Source organism: Pseudomonas oryzihabitans (assembly GCF_001518815.1).
GTDB lineage: Bacteria > Pseudomonadota > Gammaproteobacteria > Pseudomonadales > Pseudomonadaceae > Chryseomonas > Chryseomonas oryzihabitans_E.
Genome location: NZ_CP013987.1, coordinates 915,667 through 932,090, shown reverse-complemented (window position 1 = coordinate 932,090; position 16,424 = coordinate 915,667). Strand labels below are relative to the sequence as shown.

Genomic DNA, 16,424 nt, shown 5'->3' with positions numbered 1-16,424 from the left:
CGCATTACAGCTCGGAGCTGAAACGGATTTGAATTTGTAGTAAAACTACACGCCGATCGGAACCGTCCGGTCATAAATCCAAGAATTTTCGCTGCCCCCAAGAGGCCGGCGGCGACCCTGAGGCGACCGATTTTGGAAGCCTTTCCGCCCTGGAGCAAGCCATGCAAGATCTCGATCCCGTCGAAACCCAGGAATGGCTGGACGCCCTTGAGTCCGTCCTCGACCACGAAGGCGAGGAGCGTGTTCATTATCTGATGACCCGCATGGGCGAACTGGCTACCCGCAGTGGTACCCAGCTGCCCTACTCCATCAATACCCCCTATCGCAACACCATTCCAGTGACCAAGGAAGCCCATATGCCGGGCGACCTGTTCATGGAGCGGCGTATCCGCTCCCTGGTTCGCTGGAACGCCCTGGCGATGGTCATGCGTGCCAACCTCAAGGATCCGGATCTGGGTGGCCACATCTCCACCTTCGCTTCCAGCGCCACCCTCTATGACATCGGCTTCAACTATTTCTGGAAGGCGCCCAACGAAGAGCACGGCGGCGACCTGATCTACTACCAGGGCCATGCCTCCCCCGGCGTCTACGCCCGTGCCTTCCTGGAAGGCCGCCTCTCCGAAGACCAGATGAACAACTTCCGTCAGGAAGTGGACGGCAAGGGCCTGTCGAGCTACCCGCACCCACATCTGATGCCCGACTTCTGGCAGTTCCCGACCGTCTCCATGGGTCTGGGTCCGATCACCGCCATCTACCAGGCCCGCTTCATGAAGTACCTGGAGAACCGCGGCTACATCCCCGCAGGCAAGCAGAAGGTCTGGTGCTTCATCGGTGACGGCGAGTGCGACGAGCCGGAAACCCTGGGCGCCATCTCCCTGGCCGGCCGCGAGAACCTCGACAACCTGATCTTCGTCATCAACTGCAACCTGCAGCGCCTCGACGGCCCGGTACGTGGCAACGGCAAGATCGTCCAGGAACTGGAAGGCATCTTCCGTGGCGCCGACTGGAACGTCACCAAGGTCCTCTGGGGCCGCATGTGGGATCCGCTGTTCGCCCGCGACACCGAAGGTCGCATGCAGCAACGCATGGACGCCGTGGTCGATGGTGAATACCAGAACTACAAGGCCAAGGACGGCGCCTATGTGCGCAAGCACTTCTTCGGCGCCAATCCCGAGCTGCTCAAGATGGTCGAGGACCTGTCCGACGACGAGATCTGGAAGCTCAACCGTGGCGGTCACGACCCCTACAAGGTCTATGCGGCCTACCACCAGGCGGTCAACCACAAGGGCCAGCCCACCGTCATCCTAGCCAAGACCATCAAGGGTTACGGCACCGGTGCGGGCGAAGCCAAGAACACCGCGCACAACACCAAGAAGGTCGATGTGGAGTCGCTGAAGAAATTCCGCGATCGCTTCGACATCCCGCTGAACGACTCCCAGCTCAGCGAGCTGCCCTTCTATCGTCCGGCCGACGACAGCGCCGAGATGAAATACCTGATGGGTCGCCGCGAATCCCTGGGCGGTCACCTGCCCCAGCGTCGCGCCCGCAGCCTCAGCATCCCCACCCCGCCCCTGGAAACCCTGAAGGCGGTACTGGACGGTTCCGGCGATCGCGAGATCTCCACCACCATGGCCTTCGGCCGCATCCTGTCGCAACTGGTCAAGGACAAGGACCTGGGCAAGCGCATCGTGCCCATCCTCGCCGACGAGGCCCGTACCTTCGGCATGGAAGGCATGTTCCGCCAGCTGGGCATCTACTCGCCCCACGGCCAGCTCTATGAGCCGGTCGACCGCGACCAGGTGATGTACTACCGCGAAGAGAAGGACGGCCAGATCCTCCAGGAAGGCCTCAACGAGGCCGGCGCCATGTCCTCCTTCATCGCCGCCGGTACCGCCTACAGCAACTACAACCAGCCCATGCTGCCGGTCTACATCTTCTATTCGATGTTCGGCTTCCAGCGGATCGGCGACCTGGCCTGGGCGGCAGGCGATGCCCAGACCCGTGGCTTCCTGCTGGGCGGCACCTCCGGGCGTACCACCCTCAACGGTGAAGGCCTGCAGCACGAGGACGGCCACAGCCACATCCTGGCCGGCACCATCCCCAACTGCCGCAGCTACGATCCCACCTACGCCTACGAGCTGGCGGTGATCATGCGCGAAGGCATCCATCAGATGATGGAACTGCAGCAGAGCGTCTTCTACTACATCACCGTGATGAACGAGAACTACCAGCAGCCGGCCATGCCGCAGGGTGTCGAAGACGGCATCATCAAGGGCATGTACCTGCTGGAAGAAGAGCAGGGCGACTTCAAGCACCGCGTCCAGCTGCTGGGCTCGGGCACCATCCTCAACGAGGTCCGCGCTGCCGCGAGCCTGCTGCGCGAGATGGGCGTCGGCGCCGATATCTGGAGCGTCACCAGCTTCAACGAACTGCGCCGTGAAGGCCTGGCCGTGGATCGCTGGAACCGCCTGCACCCGCTGGAAGAGCGCCGCCTGACCTACGTCGAGCAGTGCCTGGGCGAGCGCCAGGGCCCGGTCATCGCGTCCACCGACTACATGAAGCTGTTCGCCGACCAGATCCGCCAGTGGGTCCCCACCGAATTCCAGGTGCTGGGTACCGACGGCTTCGGTCGCAGCGACAGCCGCAAGAAGCTGCGTGATCACTTCGAGGTCGACCGCCGCTGGGTCGCCGTCGCCGCTCTGCAGGCGCTGGCCAACCAAGGCAAGCTCGAACGCAAGGTCGTGGCTGACGCCATCACCAAGTTCGGCATCGACACCGAGAAGCGCAATCCCCTGGATTGCTGATGCGGCACACGGATAAGAGGAAACAACTGTGAGCGAGACCATCCGCGTACCCGACATCGGCAGTGGCGACGGCGAAGTCATCGAGCTGCTGGTAAAGGTCGGCGATACCGTCGAGGCCGAACAGAGCCTGGTGGTGCTGGAGTCCGACAAGGCCAGCATGGAGATCCCGGCCCCCAAGGCCGGCAAGATCGCCGCCCTGCACATCAAGGTCGGCGATACCCTCAAGACCGGTGATCTGCTGATCGACCTGGAAGGCGAGGACGCCGCCTCTGGCAGCGAGCCCGCCGCCGAGCCCAAGGCCGAGTCCAAGCAGACCCAGGTCGAGGAAAGCGAAACCCCGACGCCGGCCGGCGACGAGGACGCTTCGGCGTCCGCCGGCGAAGGCGAGGCCCAGGAGATCCATGTCCCCGACATCGGCTCCAGCGGCAAGGCCAGCATCATCGAGGTGGCGGTCAAGCCCGGCGACACCATCGCCGCCGAGCAGACGCTGATCACCCTGGAATCCGACAAGGCCAGCATGGAAATCCCCTCCCCCGCCGCTGGCGTGGTGGAGAGCATTTCCGTCAAGGTCGGCGACGAAGTCGGCACCGGCGATCTGATCCTGGTGCTCAAGGGCGCCGCCAATGCCAAGCCGAGCAAGAGCGTCGAATCCAAGGCCAGCGACACGCCCGCCAAGGAAGCCGCCGAGCCCGAGCTGCACGAGGAAGCCGCCGCCGAGCCGGCCGGTGAGTCGGTCGAGGAGATCAAGGTCCCCGACATCGGCTCCACTGGCAGTGCCAATGTCATCGAGGTGCTGGTCAAGGCCGGTGACCAAGTCAAGGCCGAGCAGTCGCTGATCGTGCTGGAGTCCGACAAGGCCAGCATGGAAATCCCGGCGCCCAAGGCGGGCGTGGTGGAAAGCGTCGCCATCAAGGTCAATGACCAGGCCAAGACCGGCGATCTGATCCTGACCCTGAAGGTGGCTGGCGCCGCGCCCAAGCAGGCGGCCAAGCCGGCTGCCGGCAACACCGCTGCCAGCGCGCCGTCTGCCGAGAAGAAAGCCGAGGCTCCGGCCAAGGCCGCCGCACCCGCCAGCGCACCCGCTGCGGGCAAGGGCAAGAAGGTCCATGCCGGTCCAGCCGTGCGCATGGTCGCCCGCGAGTTCGGCGTCGACCTGGGCGAGGTGACCCCGACCGGTCCCAAGGGTCGCATCCTCAAGGAAGACGTCCAGGCCTACGTCAAGGATCAGCTGCAGAAGAGCAAGGCGGCTCCGGCCGCGGCTGCAGGTGCCACCGGTGGTGCCGGCATCCCGCCGATCCCCACCGTGGACTTCAGCAAGTTCGGCGAGATCGAAGAGGTGCCGATGACGCGCCTCATGCAGGTCGGTGCCAACAACCTGCATCGCAGCTGGCTGAACGTGCCCCACGTGACCCAGTTCGACCAGTCCGACGTGACCGATCTGGAAGCCTTCCGGGTCGGCCAGAAAGCCGTCGCGGAAAAGGCCGGCGTCAAGCTGACCATCCTGCCGTTCCTGCTCAAGGCCTGTGCCCATGTGCTCAAGGAACTGCCGGACTTCAACGCCTCCCTGGCCCCCAGCGGCAAGGCGGTAATCCGCAAGAAGTACGTGCATATCGGCTTCGCCGTGGACACCCCGGACGGCCTGCTGGTCCCGGTCATCCGCAACGTCGACCAGAAGAGCCTCCTGCAACTCGCTGCCGAAGCCGCCCAGCTGGCGGAAAAGGCGCGGACCAAGAAGCTCAGCGGCGACGACATGCAGGGCGCCTGCTTCACCATCTCCAGCCTGGGTCACATCGGCGGCACCGGCTTCACGCCGATCGTCAATGCCCCGGAAGTGGCGATCCTCGGCGTGTCCAAGGCCAGCATGCAGCCGGTCTGGGACGGCAAGGCCTTCCAGCCACGCCTGATGCTGCCGCTGTCGCTGTCCTATGATCACCGCGTGATCAACGGGGCCGCCGCAGCGCGCTTCACCAAGCGTCTGGGCGATCTGCTGGCGGAAATCCGCGGATTGCTGCTGTAAGCCGCCACAGGACGGTAACGGGATCCCGCTACCGTCCCTTGATGTAGATCGGAAACCCCGCTTTCGCGGGGTTTCTGCTGTCAGATCAACCGAAAGATGCAGGAAAAAGGTAGGATAAGCGCCCCGTAGCGCCGCCCCTTGCACGCGCCGGGCCCTATCGGGCAACCTTGTCAGCTATCCCAGAGCGCTGGCGAGGCGGAGAGGAAAAGGATTAATGATTTGTCTGTCCTTTCCGATAAACCCAGGACATCTTTCCGTCTTCACAAGGACGCGGACCCTCGCATGAGTATTCACTCCGATGCTGCCGATGCTGCGGTAGCCGATCAGGCGGGCGCGCTCGGCGCTCCTGCCCGATTGGGCTTGCTGCGTTTCGAGCGTCTGAATGAAGCCTCCTGGGCGATGCTCTATCTTGACTCCCGCTGTGAAACCAGCCTCGGCCTGCCCGCGCAGGCGCTCTGCTCGCTCATCGAATCTCCCTATGCCAGCCTGATGGAGCCCAGCGTTCGCCATCGGCTGCATGAAGACATCCAGCTGCAGCTCGCCGAACACGGCAGCTACCAGGTGCGTTACCTGTTCCATTCCACCAGCGTGCCCTGTGAGGTCATCGAAGTCGGCGAAAGCTTGCAGCGCCATGGCCGACCGCTGTTGCGCGGCTACCTGCTGCGGGTCGTCAGCGATGATGCGGTGAATGGTGAATGGGAAGCCCATACCCTGGCCCTGCGCTCGACCCTGTCGCTGCTGCAGGAAAGTAACGATCACAGCCAGCAGCGCCTGGCGATGGCCCAGGCGCGCCAGCGCCTGCTGCTCGGCCTGTCCCGTCTGGCACTGCGCCAGGAAGCGGTCAACGACGAGCTCGTGCAACTGCTACGCACCGAGGGCCCGACTGCCTTCGCCGTCGACGAGATCGGCCTGTGGCGCTACGAGGGCAATGGCCTGGTCACCCTGTGCCAGGAAGGGCGCCTGCCAACCCTGTGCAGCGATCACCGCCGCCGGCTGCGCGAGCAGGGCGTGATCGAGGACGCCAGCCAGGTCTTGCAGGCGCCCCATACCGCGGGCGGAACGGCTTTGGATGTGGCCTTGCTGCTGGAGGATCAGCTAGTTGGGCTGCTCAACCTGAGACGAGATCGGCCGGCCACCTGGGAAGCCGAGGATGTCGCCTTCGCCCGCAGCCTGGCCGAGTGCCTGGCGATCCTCATCCAGCAGCCGGACAGCCCGCCCGAGACCCTCCATCCGCTTACCCGGGTGATGCAGGCCAGCGCCGATGCCTTCCTGCTACTGGATGCCGAAGGCCGCCTGGAGCATGCCACGGACAGCTTCGCCCGCATCACCGGCTATCCCATCGGCAAGCTCCAGGGCCTGCTCATTGAGTCCCTGCCAGCCTTGGAAAACTGGAGCGAACTGCTCTACGAAGCCTGGGAACGCCTGTCTCGCCAAGATAGCTGGCAAGGGGAAATGCGCTGCTATCGCCGTGACGGCGAGACCTACTGGGGCCAGCTGTCGATTTCCAAGATCCAGCAGCCCAATGGCGACCTGCAGGGCTATCTCGGCATCTTCCAGGACACCAGCAAGACCCGTTTCGCCCAGCAGCACAACGACGAGCTGGTGTTTCGCGACAGCCTCACCGGCCTGGCCAACCGCAGCCACTTCATCGCCCGGCTGGAGGCGCGCCTGGAGCAGTCCAATCCAGGTCAGGAGCACTCGCTGCTGCTGGTGGACGTCGACAACTTCAAGAGGGTCAACGACAGCCTGGGCCATCGCATCGGCGATCAGCTGCTGGTCGGTCTGGCCCGCCGCCTGCGCAGTGCCCTGGGCAAGGGCGCACTGATCGCCCGCATCGCCAGCAACGAGTTCGCCGTGTTGCTCGAGGGCATGGATGCGGTCGCCGCTACCGGCCTGGCCCACGACACCCTGGTAGCCCTGGATCCGCCGCTCTACGTGGAAGGCCACCCCACCCTGATCAGTTGCTCGATCGGCCTGACCACCGCACGGCCGCACGAGACCGATCCGCAGACCCTGATCAAGCATGCCGGTCTCGCCCTGCACCGCGCCAAGGCCAAAGGCGGCCATCAGGTCCAGGTGTTCACCGAGGCACTGATCGCCGAGGCCAGCAACAAGCTGTTCGTGCAGAACAACCTGCGCCGTGCCCTGGAGCAGAACGAGCTGCTGGTGCACTACCAGCCCAAGGTCTGCCTGAAGCGCGCCAAGCTGCTGGGCCTGGAAGCCCTGATTCGCTGGCAGCACCCGGAAAAGGGCATGATCCGCCCCGATCAGTTCATCAGCATCGCCGAGGAAACCGGGCTCATCGTGCCCATCGGCAAGTGGATCATCCGTGAAGTCTGCCGCCAGCTGCACCGTCTCGACGCCGCCGGCTTCGACGATCTCCAGATCGCCATCAACCTGTCGCCCAAGCAGTTCACCGATCCCGATCTGGTGCAGTCCTTCGTCACCATCCTCGACGAGGAAGGCATCGCCCCCGAGCGCCTGGAGCTGGAGCTGACCGAAAGCCTGTTGCTGGACGCCACTGACGCCACCCGTAACACCCTCGAAGCCCTCAAGCGCCTGGGCATGAGCCTGGCGATGGACGACTTCGGCACCGGTTATTCGTCGCTCAGCTACTTGAAAAAATTCCCCATCGACATCATCAAGATCGACAGGAGTTTCATCAAGGACATTCCGGACAACCAGGACGACATGGAAATCACCTCCGCGGTGATCGCCATGGCCCACAACCTGCGCCTGCAGGTGGTTGCCGAGGGCATCGAGACGACCGAACAGCTGGCTTTCCTGCGCCATCATCGTTGCGATATCGGCCAGGGCTACCTGTTCGACAAGCCTATTCCGGCCGACCAGCTCGACGCCGCCCTGGCGCGTTATCTGCCGACCCGCTGAGTCGCCGGGTGGCTAGACCCTGCCGCGACGATTTTGCGTACACTGAGCTTTTCGCCTGGCCTTTTCCCACGAGGTATCCCATGGTCCTGCGTTCCGAAATTCTGACCAAGAAGACCCATCTGCCCGCCGCCGAGCAGGCGCTGCCTGGCCGGGCGACGGCCATGACCGTCCCCGCGGCCCATTTCGTCAACGGCAATCCGCTGCAAGGCCCCTTCCCTGCCGGCCTGCAGAGCCTGGTGGTGGGCATGGGCTGCTTCTGGGGCGTCGAGCGGCGTTTCTGGCAACAGCCGGGTGTCTGGACCACCGCGGCCGGTTACGCGGGCGGCCATACCCCCAACCCGACCTACGAAGAGGTGTGCTCCGGCCTGACTGGTCATACCGAGGTGGTGCTGGTGGTGTTCGACCCGGCCCAGACCTCGCTGGAAGCCCTGCTGAAGATCTTCTGGGAGGCCCATGATCCGACCCAGGGCATGCGCCAGGGCAACGACGTCGGCACCCAGTATCGTTCGGCGCTGTACTACGTCGACGACAGCCAGCGTGAAGTCTTCGAAGCCAGCCAGGCCGCCTTCCAGGCCCAGTTGGCCGAGGCCGGCTATGGCGAGATCACCACCGAGATCGCCCCGCTACCGCCTTTCTACTATGCCGAGGCCTATCACCAGCAGTATCTGGCGAAAAACCCCAACGGCTACTGCGGCCTGGCCGGCACCGGCGTCTGCCTGCCGCCCAGCCTGGCGGTCTGATCCCGAGCCGCTCCGGCGACTCTCTCTGTTGGGCTTCGGCGATAGAGCCGCCTCAACCCAACCTACGCCAAGCTGTCTCGTAGGTTGGGTTGAGTGCAGTGAAGCCCAACCCTCTACGCTCGGCAATGCCATTGGGCTTCGGCGCAGAGCCGCCCCAACCCAGCCTACGCCAAGCTGTTCTCGTAGGTTGGGTTGAGTGCAGTGAAGCCCAACCCTCTACGCTCAGCGATGCCATTGGGCTTCGGCGCAGAGCCGCCCCAACCCAGCCTACGCCAAGTTGTTCTCGTAGGTTGGGTTGAGCGCAGCGAAGCCCAACAGCGCCGGGCCTCGCTATTCCGCGACCAGCCAGTCCAGCCGCCAGCTGCCTTCGCCCTGGGCCAGATGCTCAGCCAGCCAGGGCAGCAATTCGCGCAGCTCCTCTTCCAAGCCCCAGGGCGGGTTGACGATGGCCAATCCTGAACCGTTGAGCCGCGTGGGATCGTCCGCCGCGCGGATCAGCAACTCGGCGCTCAACAGCTTGGGCGCACCGCTGGCTTGCAACCCTGCATAGAAACGCCTGAGCTGGCGGCGGTCCTTGATCGGATACCAGAGCGCGATCACCGTCTGGCGCATCCGGCCGATGGCCTCCTGCACCGCCTTGACGCAGCGTTCCAGCTCATCGGCCTTCTCGAAGGGCGGATCGATCAACAGCAGCGCCCGGCGTTCGGGAACCGGCAGCAGCGCCCGCGGCAGCAGCCACCCATCCTTCTGATGCACCGCCACCCGGCGATCACCCGCCATGTTTTCCTTGAGCAGCTGACCATCCTCGGGGTGCAGCTCGTTGAGCAGCAGACGATCCTGGGGTCTCAAGGCCTGGCGCATCAGCTCGGGCGAACCGGGGTAGTAGCGCAAGGCGTCACCGGTATTGAGCGCCGCCACCGCCTCACGATAGCCAACGAACGCCGCCGGTGCGGACTCCAATGCCCAAAGCCGGCCGATGCCCTCGCGCCATTCGTCGGTACGACTGGCCTGATCGCCAGCCAGATCATAGCGACCAACGCCGGAATGGCTGTCGAGATAGGCGAAAGGGGTCTCCTTGCGCGCCAGCAGCGCGGCCAGGCGCAACAGGGTGGCGTGCTTGAAGACGTCGGCATGGTTGCCGGCATGGAAGGCGTGTCGGTAATTCATGGGATACTCCAGCGTCAGCCCTACAGTGTACCGCCTTCCTTCGCCCCAGGCGGCGCTGCGCTTTGACACCCTGGCTGCCCAGCGGGTTAAATCCCCAGGTTGTTCAATTCTTTGCCTTAGGAGTCACGCTTGGACGCCGTCACCATCAACAGCTTGTTCTTGATCGGTGCGGTGCTGATCGGCCTGTCGATTCTGGTCAGCTCGATCTCCTCGCGCGTCGGCATCCCGATCCTGGTGATCTTCCTGGTGGTCGGCATGTTCGCCGGCGTCGACGGTCCCGGTCACATCGCCTTCGACAACTACCCGATGGCCTACCTGGTAGGCAACCTGGCGCTGGCGGTGATCCTGCTCGACGGCGGCATGCGCACCCGGGTGTCAAGCTTCCGGGTAGCGCTCTGGCCGGCGCTGTCACTGGCGACGGTGGGGGTGATGATCACCACTGGCCTGACCGGCTTGGCGGCGGCCTGGCTGTTCGACCTCAGCCTGCTGCAGGGCCTGCTGATCGGTGCCATCGTCGGCTCCACCGATGCCGCGGCGGTGTTTTCCCTGCTCGGAGGGCGCGGCCTCAACGAGCGGGTCACCGCGACCCTGGAAATCGAATCCGGCAGCAATGACCCCATGGCGGTATTTCTCACCGTCACCCTGATCGAGATGCTCGCCAGCGGCGAGAGCGGCTTCACCTGGAGCCTGCTCGGCCACTTCGTCAGCGAATTCGCCATTGGCGGCATCATCGGCCTGGGCGGTGGCTGGCTGCTGCTGCAGCTGATCAACCGTATCCACCTCGCCGACGGCCTCTATCCTCTGCTGGCCATCAGCGGTGGCCTGCTGGTCTTCGCCCTGACCAACACCGTTCACGGCAGCGGCATCCTCGCGGTGTACCTGGCGGGCCTGCTGATGGGCAATCGACCGATCCGCAGCCGCCACGGCATGCTGCACATGCTCGACGGCATGGCCTGGCTCGCGCAGATCGGCATGTTCCTGGTGCTGGGCCTGCTGGTGGAGCCGCACAACCTGCTACCCATCGCCCTGCCCGCCCTGGGCCTGGCGCTATGGATGATCCTGGTCGCCCGTCCGCTGTCGGTTGCCATCGGCCTGCTGCCCTTCCGCGCCTTCCATGATCGCGAGAAGGCCTTTATCGCCTGGGTCGGCCTGCGCGGTGCGGTGCCCATCATCCTCGCGGTGTTCCCGATGATGGCCGGGCTGCCCCAGGCCCAGCTGTTCTTCAACGTGGCCTTCTTCATCGTGCTGGTGTCGCTGCTGGTACAGGGTTCCAGCCTGCCGCTGGCAGCCAAGCTGCTCAAGGTGACGGTACCGCCGGAGCCGGCGCCCTTCTCCCGCGCCGGGCTGCAGGTCCATCCCACCAGCGAGTGGGAACTCTTCATCTACCGCCTGGGTGCCGAGAAATGGTGCATCGGCGCCGCCCTGCGCGAGCTGAAGATGCCCGAAGGCACCCGTATCGCCGCCCTGTTCCGCGGCGAGACACTGCTGCACCCGTCTGGTAGTACTACCCTGGAAGCCGGTGACATCCTTTGCGTAGTCGGTCATGAACATGACCTGCCGGCTCTGGGCCGCCTGTTCAGCCAGGCACCGCAACAGACCCAGCGCTTCTTCGGCGACTTCGTCCTCGAAGCCGATGCCGAACTCAGCGCAGTCGCGGCCTTGTACGGCCTGCAACTGGGCAATGTGGATGGCAATCAGCGCCTCGGCAGCTTCATCACCCACGAAATCGGTGGCGAACCTATCGTCGGCGACCTGGTGGAATGGAACGGCCTGGTGTGGATCGTCGCAGCCATCGAGAACAAGCGCGTGCGCAAGGTCGGGGTGAAGTTTCCGGAAGGTCGCAGCAGCGGGCCCGCGCTCTTTCTTTAACGGTGGATGAACAGGGTTCGCGGCCTGGCGGACGCCGTCTTGCACCCCAGGCAGCCTGGCTTTAACCTCGCGCCTTTCCATTATCCGACGCCTGCCGCATGCACCGCCTGTCTGCTCTGCTCCGCGCCGCTGCTTTCTGCGGCTGCCTGTTCGCCCTTCCCGCCGTGGCTCAGGATTCCGGGCCACCCGATGCGCAGCAGGTTCAGCAGAACCTGAACGGTCTGGCCGATCGTAAGCTGCCCGCTGCCGAGCAGAGCGCCGCCCAGGACAATCTGCAGCAGACGCTGAAGCTGCTCGATCAGCGGGATCAGTACGTCAAGCAGTTGGCCGATCTGCGCCAGCAATTGGCGCAGGCACCCCAGCAGACCAAGGATGCCCAACGGCAACTGGCGCGGCTGCGCGCCGAGCCGATCAAGCCAGCCGAGCAACGCTATGCCGGCGCCACGCCCCAGGCCCTGGAACAGCGGCTGAGCGAGACCAGCCTGGCGCTCAACAGCGTGCAGGATGACCTCAACGCGGCCAACAGCCTCGTGATCAATGCCCAGACCCGGCCCGAGCGCGCCCAGGTCGACATCGCCAACCTGCAGACCCGCCTGCAGCAGATCGCCGATCAACTCAAGAGCGGCCGCGAGAACGCCAAGCCCCTGACCGCCGAACGGCGCAGCCAATTGCTGGCGGAGCAGGCAGCTGCCAATGCCCAGGTCCAGCTGCTGCGCCAGGAGCTGGCCGGCAACAGTGTCCTGCAGGATCTGGGCGCCGCTCGCCGCGAACTCTTCACCGAGCAGGTCAAGCGTTACGAGCAGGAGACCCTGGACCTGCAGACGCTGATCAGTGGCAAGCGCCGCCAGCAGTCGGAAAAGACCCTGGCCGAGGCCTCCCGCGAGTCGCAGGAGACCGCCGGGGACGATGTGCTGTCCCAGGAGACCGGGCTCAACCTGCAGCTGTCCGACTACCTGCTGAGGGCCACCGACCGACTCAACGACCTCAACCGGCGCAATCTCGAGTCCCGCCAGCAGCTGGACCAGCTCAAGCAGACCTCCGAGAACATGGAACAGCAGATCGGCGTGCTCAAGGGCAGCGTACTGTTGTCCAAGCTGCTCTACCAGCAGCGCGCGGCCCTGCCTTCGGTCAAGGTCAACAAGGACCTCACCGACGACATCGCCGACCTGCGCCTCTACCAGTTCGAACTCAATCAGCAACGCGCCCAGATTGCCAATCCGGAAGGCTACGTCGCCACCCTGCTGGCCCAGCAGCCGCCGGAAAAGGCCACACCACAACTGCGCCAACAGCTGCTCGAATTGCTCCGGACCCGTACCGAACTGCAGGAGCGCCTCAACACCGAACTCAATGCGCTGCTCAGCGAGTCCATCGATCTGCAACTCAACCAGCGGCAGTTGCAGGGCACCATCAGCAGCCTGCGCAGCACCCTCGACGAGCAGATGTTCTGGATTCCCAGCAACAAGCCGCTGGACTGGAACTGGGTGAAGACCGCGCCGGGCAAGCTGATGCAGCAGTTGCGCGACGTTCCCTGGGCTTCCAGCGTCCATGAACTCTATGTCGGCCTGGCCGAGCGGCCGCTGCTGCTGCTGCCGCTGGTGCTGGCCTTCGCCACCCTGATCTGGCAGCGCCCGCGGCTCTATGCGCGGGTCAACAAGCTCAATCAGGACATCGGCCACTATCAGCGCGACAGCCAGCTGCACACGCCCCAGGCCATCCTGCTCACCATCCTGCTGGGCCTGCCGGCGAGCCTGGTGCTCTGGCTGGGCGGGGTGACCCTGGAAGGTGACCAACGCGGGGTCAACGCCGCCATCGGCGCGGCGCTGCTGGAGATCGCCGCTGGCTGGCTGGTGTTCTACACGGTGTATCGCCTGCTGGCCTCCGGCGGCGTGGCCGAAACCCACTTCCGCTGGGCCCGCCCCCAGGCACAATCCCTGCGCCGGCTGGTCAGGCGCGTAGGGTTGCTGGCCCTGGCACTCATGGCGGTGGTGGCCATCGCCGAGCGCCAGCTGGCGGGGCTGGCCGACGACGTCCTGGGCATTCTCATCGTCCTCGTCGCCTATGCCAGCCTGGCCTGGATGCTGGGTCGCTCCTTGCTCAACGCCACGGCTCGCGAGCGCCTGCCCTTCTTCCGCCTGCTGCTCGGCCTGATGATCACCGCCATCCCGGCCGTGCTGTTCTTCGCCGTGCTGTTCGGCTACTACTACACCGCGCTCAAGCTCACTGACCGCCTGGTGGACACCCTCTATGTGCTGATGGCCTGGATCATCCTCGAAGCCACCCTGGCCCGTGGCCTGAGCGTGGCCGCACGGCGCCTGGCCTACCAGCGCGCCATCCAGAAGCGCCAGGCGCAGCAGGAGGACGCCGAGGGCCTGGAGGTGGTGCAGGAGCCGACCCTGGACATGGAGCAGGTCAACCAGCAGTCCTCGCGCCTGCTGCGCCTGACCCTGCTGCTGGCCTTCCTCGGCGTGCTCTACCTGGTCTGGGCCGACGTGGTGGCGGTGTTCTCCTACCTCGACAACGTCACCCTCTACCAATACACCAGCGGTACCGGCGCCGCCGCCACCCAAGTGCCCCTGACGCTGCGGGTGTTCATCATCGCCCTGGTGATCGCCGGTCTCACCGTCGCCCTGGCGCGCAACCTGCCCGGCCTGCTGGAGGTGCTGGTGCTCTCGCGCCTGAACCTGGCCCAGGGCAGCGCCTACGCCACCACCACCCTGCTGTCCTACGTGATCGTCGGCTTTGGCACCGTTACCACCCTGGCGACCCTCGGGGTGAGCTGGGACAAGCTGCAGTGGCTGGCCACGGCCCTCTCGGTCGGTCTGGGTTTCGGCTTGCAGGAGATCTTCGGTAACTTCATCTCCGGCCTGATCATTCTCTTCGAGCGCCCGGTACGCGTCGGCGACCTCATCACCATCGGCAACGTGACCGGTACGGTAAACAAGATCCGTATCCGCGCCACCCACATCACCGATGCCGATCGCAAGTCGGTAGTGGTACCGAACAAGACCTTCGTCACCAGTCAGCTGATCAACTGGACGCTGACCGACACCGTCACCCGCATCGTGCTGACCTTCGGCGTCAATCGCGGCAGCGACCTGGCCGAGGCGCAGCGCCTCATCATGCAGGCGGTGAAGGAGAATCCGCGGGTGCTGCACGACCCCGAGCCCTCGCTGTACGTCACCCAGTACGGCGCCAGCACCCTGGACCACGAATTGCGCATCTATGTGCGCGAACTGGGCGATCGCAGCGCCGCCACCGATGAGCTGATCCGCCGGGTCGACCAGCTGTTGCGCGAGGCCGGCATCAACCTGCTGTCCACGCCGCAAATGGAGATCACCCTGAAGAATCGTCACGGCGCGGAGAAACAACTGGGCAAAAAGCCTCTCCTACCTGAAGGGGATGCCCAGCAGGAGGCCGAGGATCCCAAGCCATCCAAGGCCTGACGGCCCCTGCACGGACATCTCGGGACACCCATGAAACAGCTGCTAGACCTGACCTTCGACAACAGATTCGCCCGCCTGGGCGATGACTTCTCCACCCGCATCGATCCCCGGCCGCTGGACGATCCGCGGCTGGTGGTCGCCTCGCCCACGGCCTTGGCCTTGCTGGACCTGGATCCAGCGGTGGCCGAGACGCCCGAGTTCACCCAGGTGTTCGCTGGCGCCCAGCTCTGGGACAGCGCCGAACCCCGGGCCATGGTCTATTCCGGCCACCAGTTCGGTTCCTACAACCCGCGCCTGGGCGACGGTCGCGGCCTGCTGCTGGGCGAAGTGGTGAACGCGCGTGGCGAGCACTGGGACCTGCACCTCAAGGGCGCCGGCCTCACGCCCTTCTCGCGCATGGGCGACGGCCGCGCCGTGCTGCGCTCGTCGATCCGCGAATTCCTGGCGTCGGAAGCCCTGCACGCCCTGCAGATCCCGACGACCCGCGCCCTCTGCGTGGTCGGCTCCTCCACCCAGGTGGTGCGCGAGCGGTTGGAAACCGGCGCCACCCTGCTGCGCATGGCCCCCAGCCACGTGCGCTTCGGCCACTTCGAGTACTTCTACTACACCCGCCAGCATCAGTTGCTGGAACAACTGGGCGAGCATGTCCTGGCCGCGCACTTCCCCGAACTGCTAGCCACCCCCGAGCCCTGGGCGGCGATGTTCCGCGAGGTGGTCGAACGCAACGCCCGGCTGATCGCCCATTGGCAGGCCTATGGCTTCTGCCATGGGGTGATGAACACCGACAACTTCTCGATCCTGGGCCTCACCTTCGACTTCGGTCCCTTCGCCTTCCTCGACGACTTCGACGCCCAGTTCATCTGCAACCATTCCGATCACACCGGGCGTTACTCCTATAGCAACCAGGTGCCCATCGCCCACTGGAATCTGGCGGCCCTGGCCCAGGCGCTGACGCCCAAGGTGGCGGTCGAGACGCTGCAGGAGAGCATCGCGCTCTTCCTGCCGTTGTATCAGGCGCACTACCTGGATCTGATGCGCCGCCGCCTGGGCCTGCAGGAAGGCCGGGAGGAAGACCAGGAGCTGGTCGAACGTCTGCTCGCCCTGATGCAGCAGGGCGGTGTGGACTATCACCTGTTCTTCCGCCACCTGGGCGAAGACGAACCTGCCGCCGCCCTCGCCCGGGTGCGCGAAGACTTCATCGACCTGCGTGGCTTCGACGACTGGAGCCAGGCCTATCGCGCCCGGCTGGATGCCGAAGGCGGCACGACGGCGGAGCGGACTGCCCGCATGAACGCGGTCAATCCGCTGTACGTGCTGCGCAACTACCTGGCGCAGCAGGCCATCGAGAAAGCCGAAGCGGGAGACTACAGCGAGGTGCGGCTGCTGCACGAGGTGCTGTCGCGCCCCTTCGAGGCCCAGCCAGGACGCGAGCGCTTCGCCCAGCGGCCACCGGACTGGGGCAAGCACCTGGAGATCAGCTGCTCGTCTTGAAGTC

The 16,424-nt window shown here is 65.1% G+C and carries 8 protein-coding genes; 7 read left to right on the top strand and 1 reads right to left on the bottom strand.

All coding sequences use genetic code 11. The features are described 5' to 3' along the window. The first annotated feature begins 161 nt into the window (after positions 1-161). From aceE to msrA, 4 genes are all read left to right on the top strand, one after another. Positions 162-2,804, top strand: coding sequence for a pyruvate dehydrogenase (acetyl-transferring), homodimeric type (aceE, locus tag APT59_RS04255; protein ID WP_059313711.1), 2,643 nt, complete (start codon positions 162-164; stop codon positions 2,802-2,804). 28 nt (positions 2,805-2,832) lie between these two features. Then, positions 2,833-4,821: a dihydrolipoyllysine-residue acetyltransferase gene (aceF, locus tag APT59_RS04250; RefSeq protein ID WP_059313710.1), complete on the top strand. Its 1,989-nt coding sequence runs from the start codon at positions 2,833-2,835 to the stop codon at positions 4,819-4,821. A 282-nt stretch (positions 4,822-5,103) separates the two neighbouring features. Next, complete coding sequence (locus tag APT59_RS04245) at positions 5,104-7,710, top strand: putative bifunctional diguanylate cyclase/phosphodiesterase (RefSeq protein ID WP_059313709.1); 2,607 nt, start codon at positions 5,104-5,106, stop codon at positions 7,708-7,710. Positions 7,711-7,790: 80 nt separating this feature from the next. Continuing rightward, positions 7,791-8,450 (top strand): peptide-methionine (S)-S-oxide reductase MsrA, encoded by a 660-nt coding sequence (msrA, locus tag APT59_RS04240; RefSeq protein ID WP_059313708.1) that lies wholly within the window; start codon positions 7,791-7,793, stop codon positions 8,448-8,450. Between the two features lie 330 nt (positions 8,451-8,780). Here the strand turns inward: msrA and APT59_RS04235 are convergent, their stop codons facing one another. Then, the gene (locus APT59_RS04235) at positions 8,781-9,617 is read right to left on the bottom strand and encodes a 23S rRNA (adenine(2030)-N(6))-methyltransferase RlmJ (protein WP_059313707.1); all 837 of its coding nucleotides are present in this window, start codon (positions 9,615-9,617) and stop codon (positions 8,781-8,783) included. 129 nt (positions 9,618-9,746) lie between these two features. Here APT59_RS04235 and APT59_RS04230 point away from each other — a divergent pair, with 129 nt between their 5' ends. The 3 genes from APT59_RS04230 to selO all read left to right on the top strand — a co-directional run bounded on the left by APT59_RS04230 (position 9,747) and on the right by selO (position 16,420). After that, on the top strand, positions 9,747-11,486 hold the full coding sequence (locus APT59_RS04230) for a potassium/proton antiporter (protein WP_059313706.1): 1,740 nt from the start codon (positions 9,747-9,749) through the stop codon (positions 11,484-11,486). 98 nt (positions 11,487-11,584) lie between these two features. Then, positions 11,585-14,929: a mechanosensitive channel MscK gene (mscK, locus tag APT59_RS04225; protein WP_059313705.1), complete on the top strand. Its 3,345-nt coding sequence runs from the start codon at positions 11,585-11,587 to the stop codon at positions 14,927-14,929. A gap of 30 nt (positions 14,930-14,959) precedes the next feature. Further along, positions 14,960-16,420, top strand: a complete 1,461-nt coding sequence (gene selO / locus APT59_RS04220; protein WP_059313704.1) for a protein adenylyltransferase SelO — start codon at positions 14,960-14,962, stop codon at positions 16,418-16,420. The last annotated feature ends 4 nt before the right edge of the window (positions 16,421-16,424 follow it).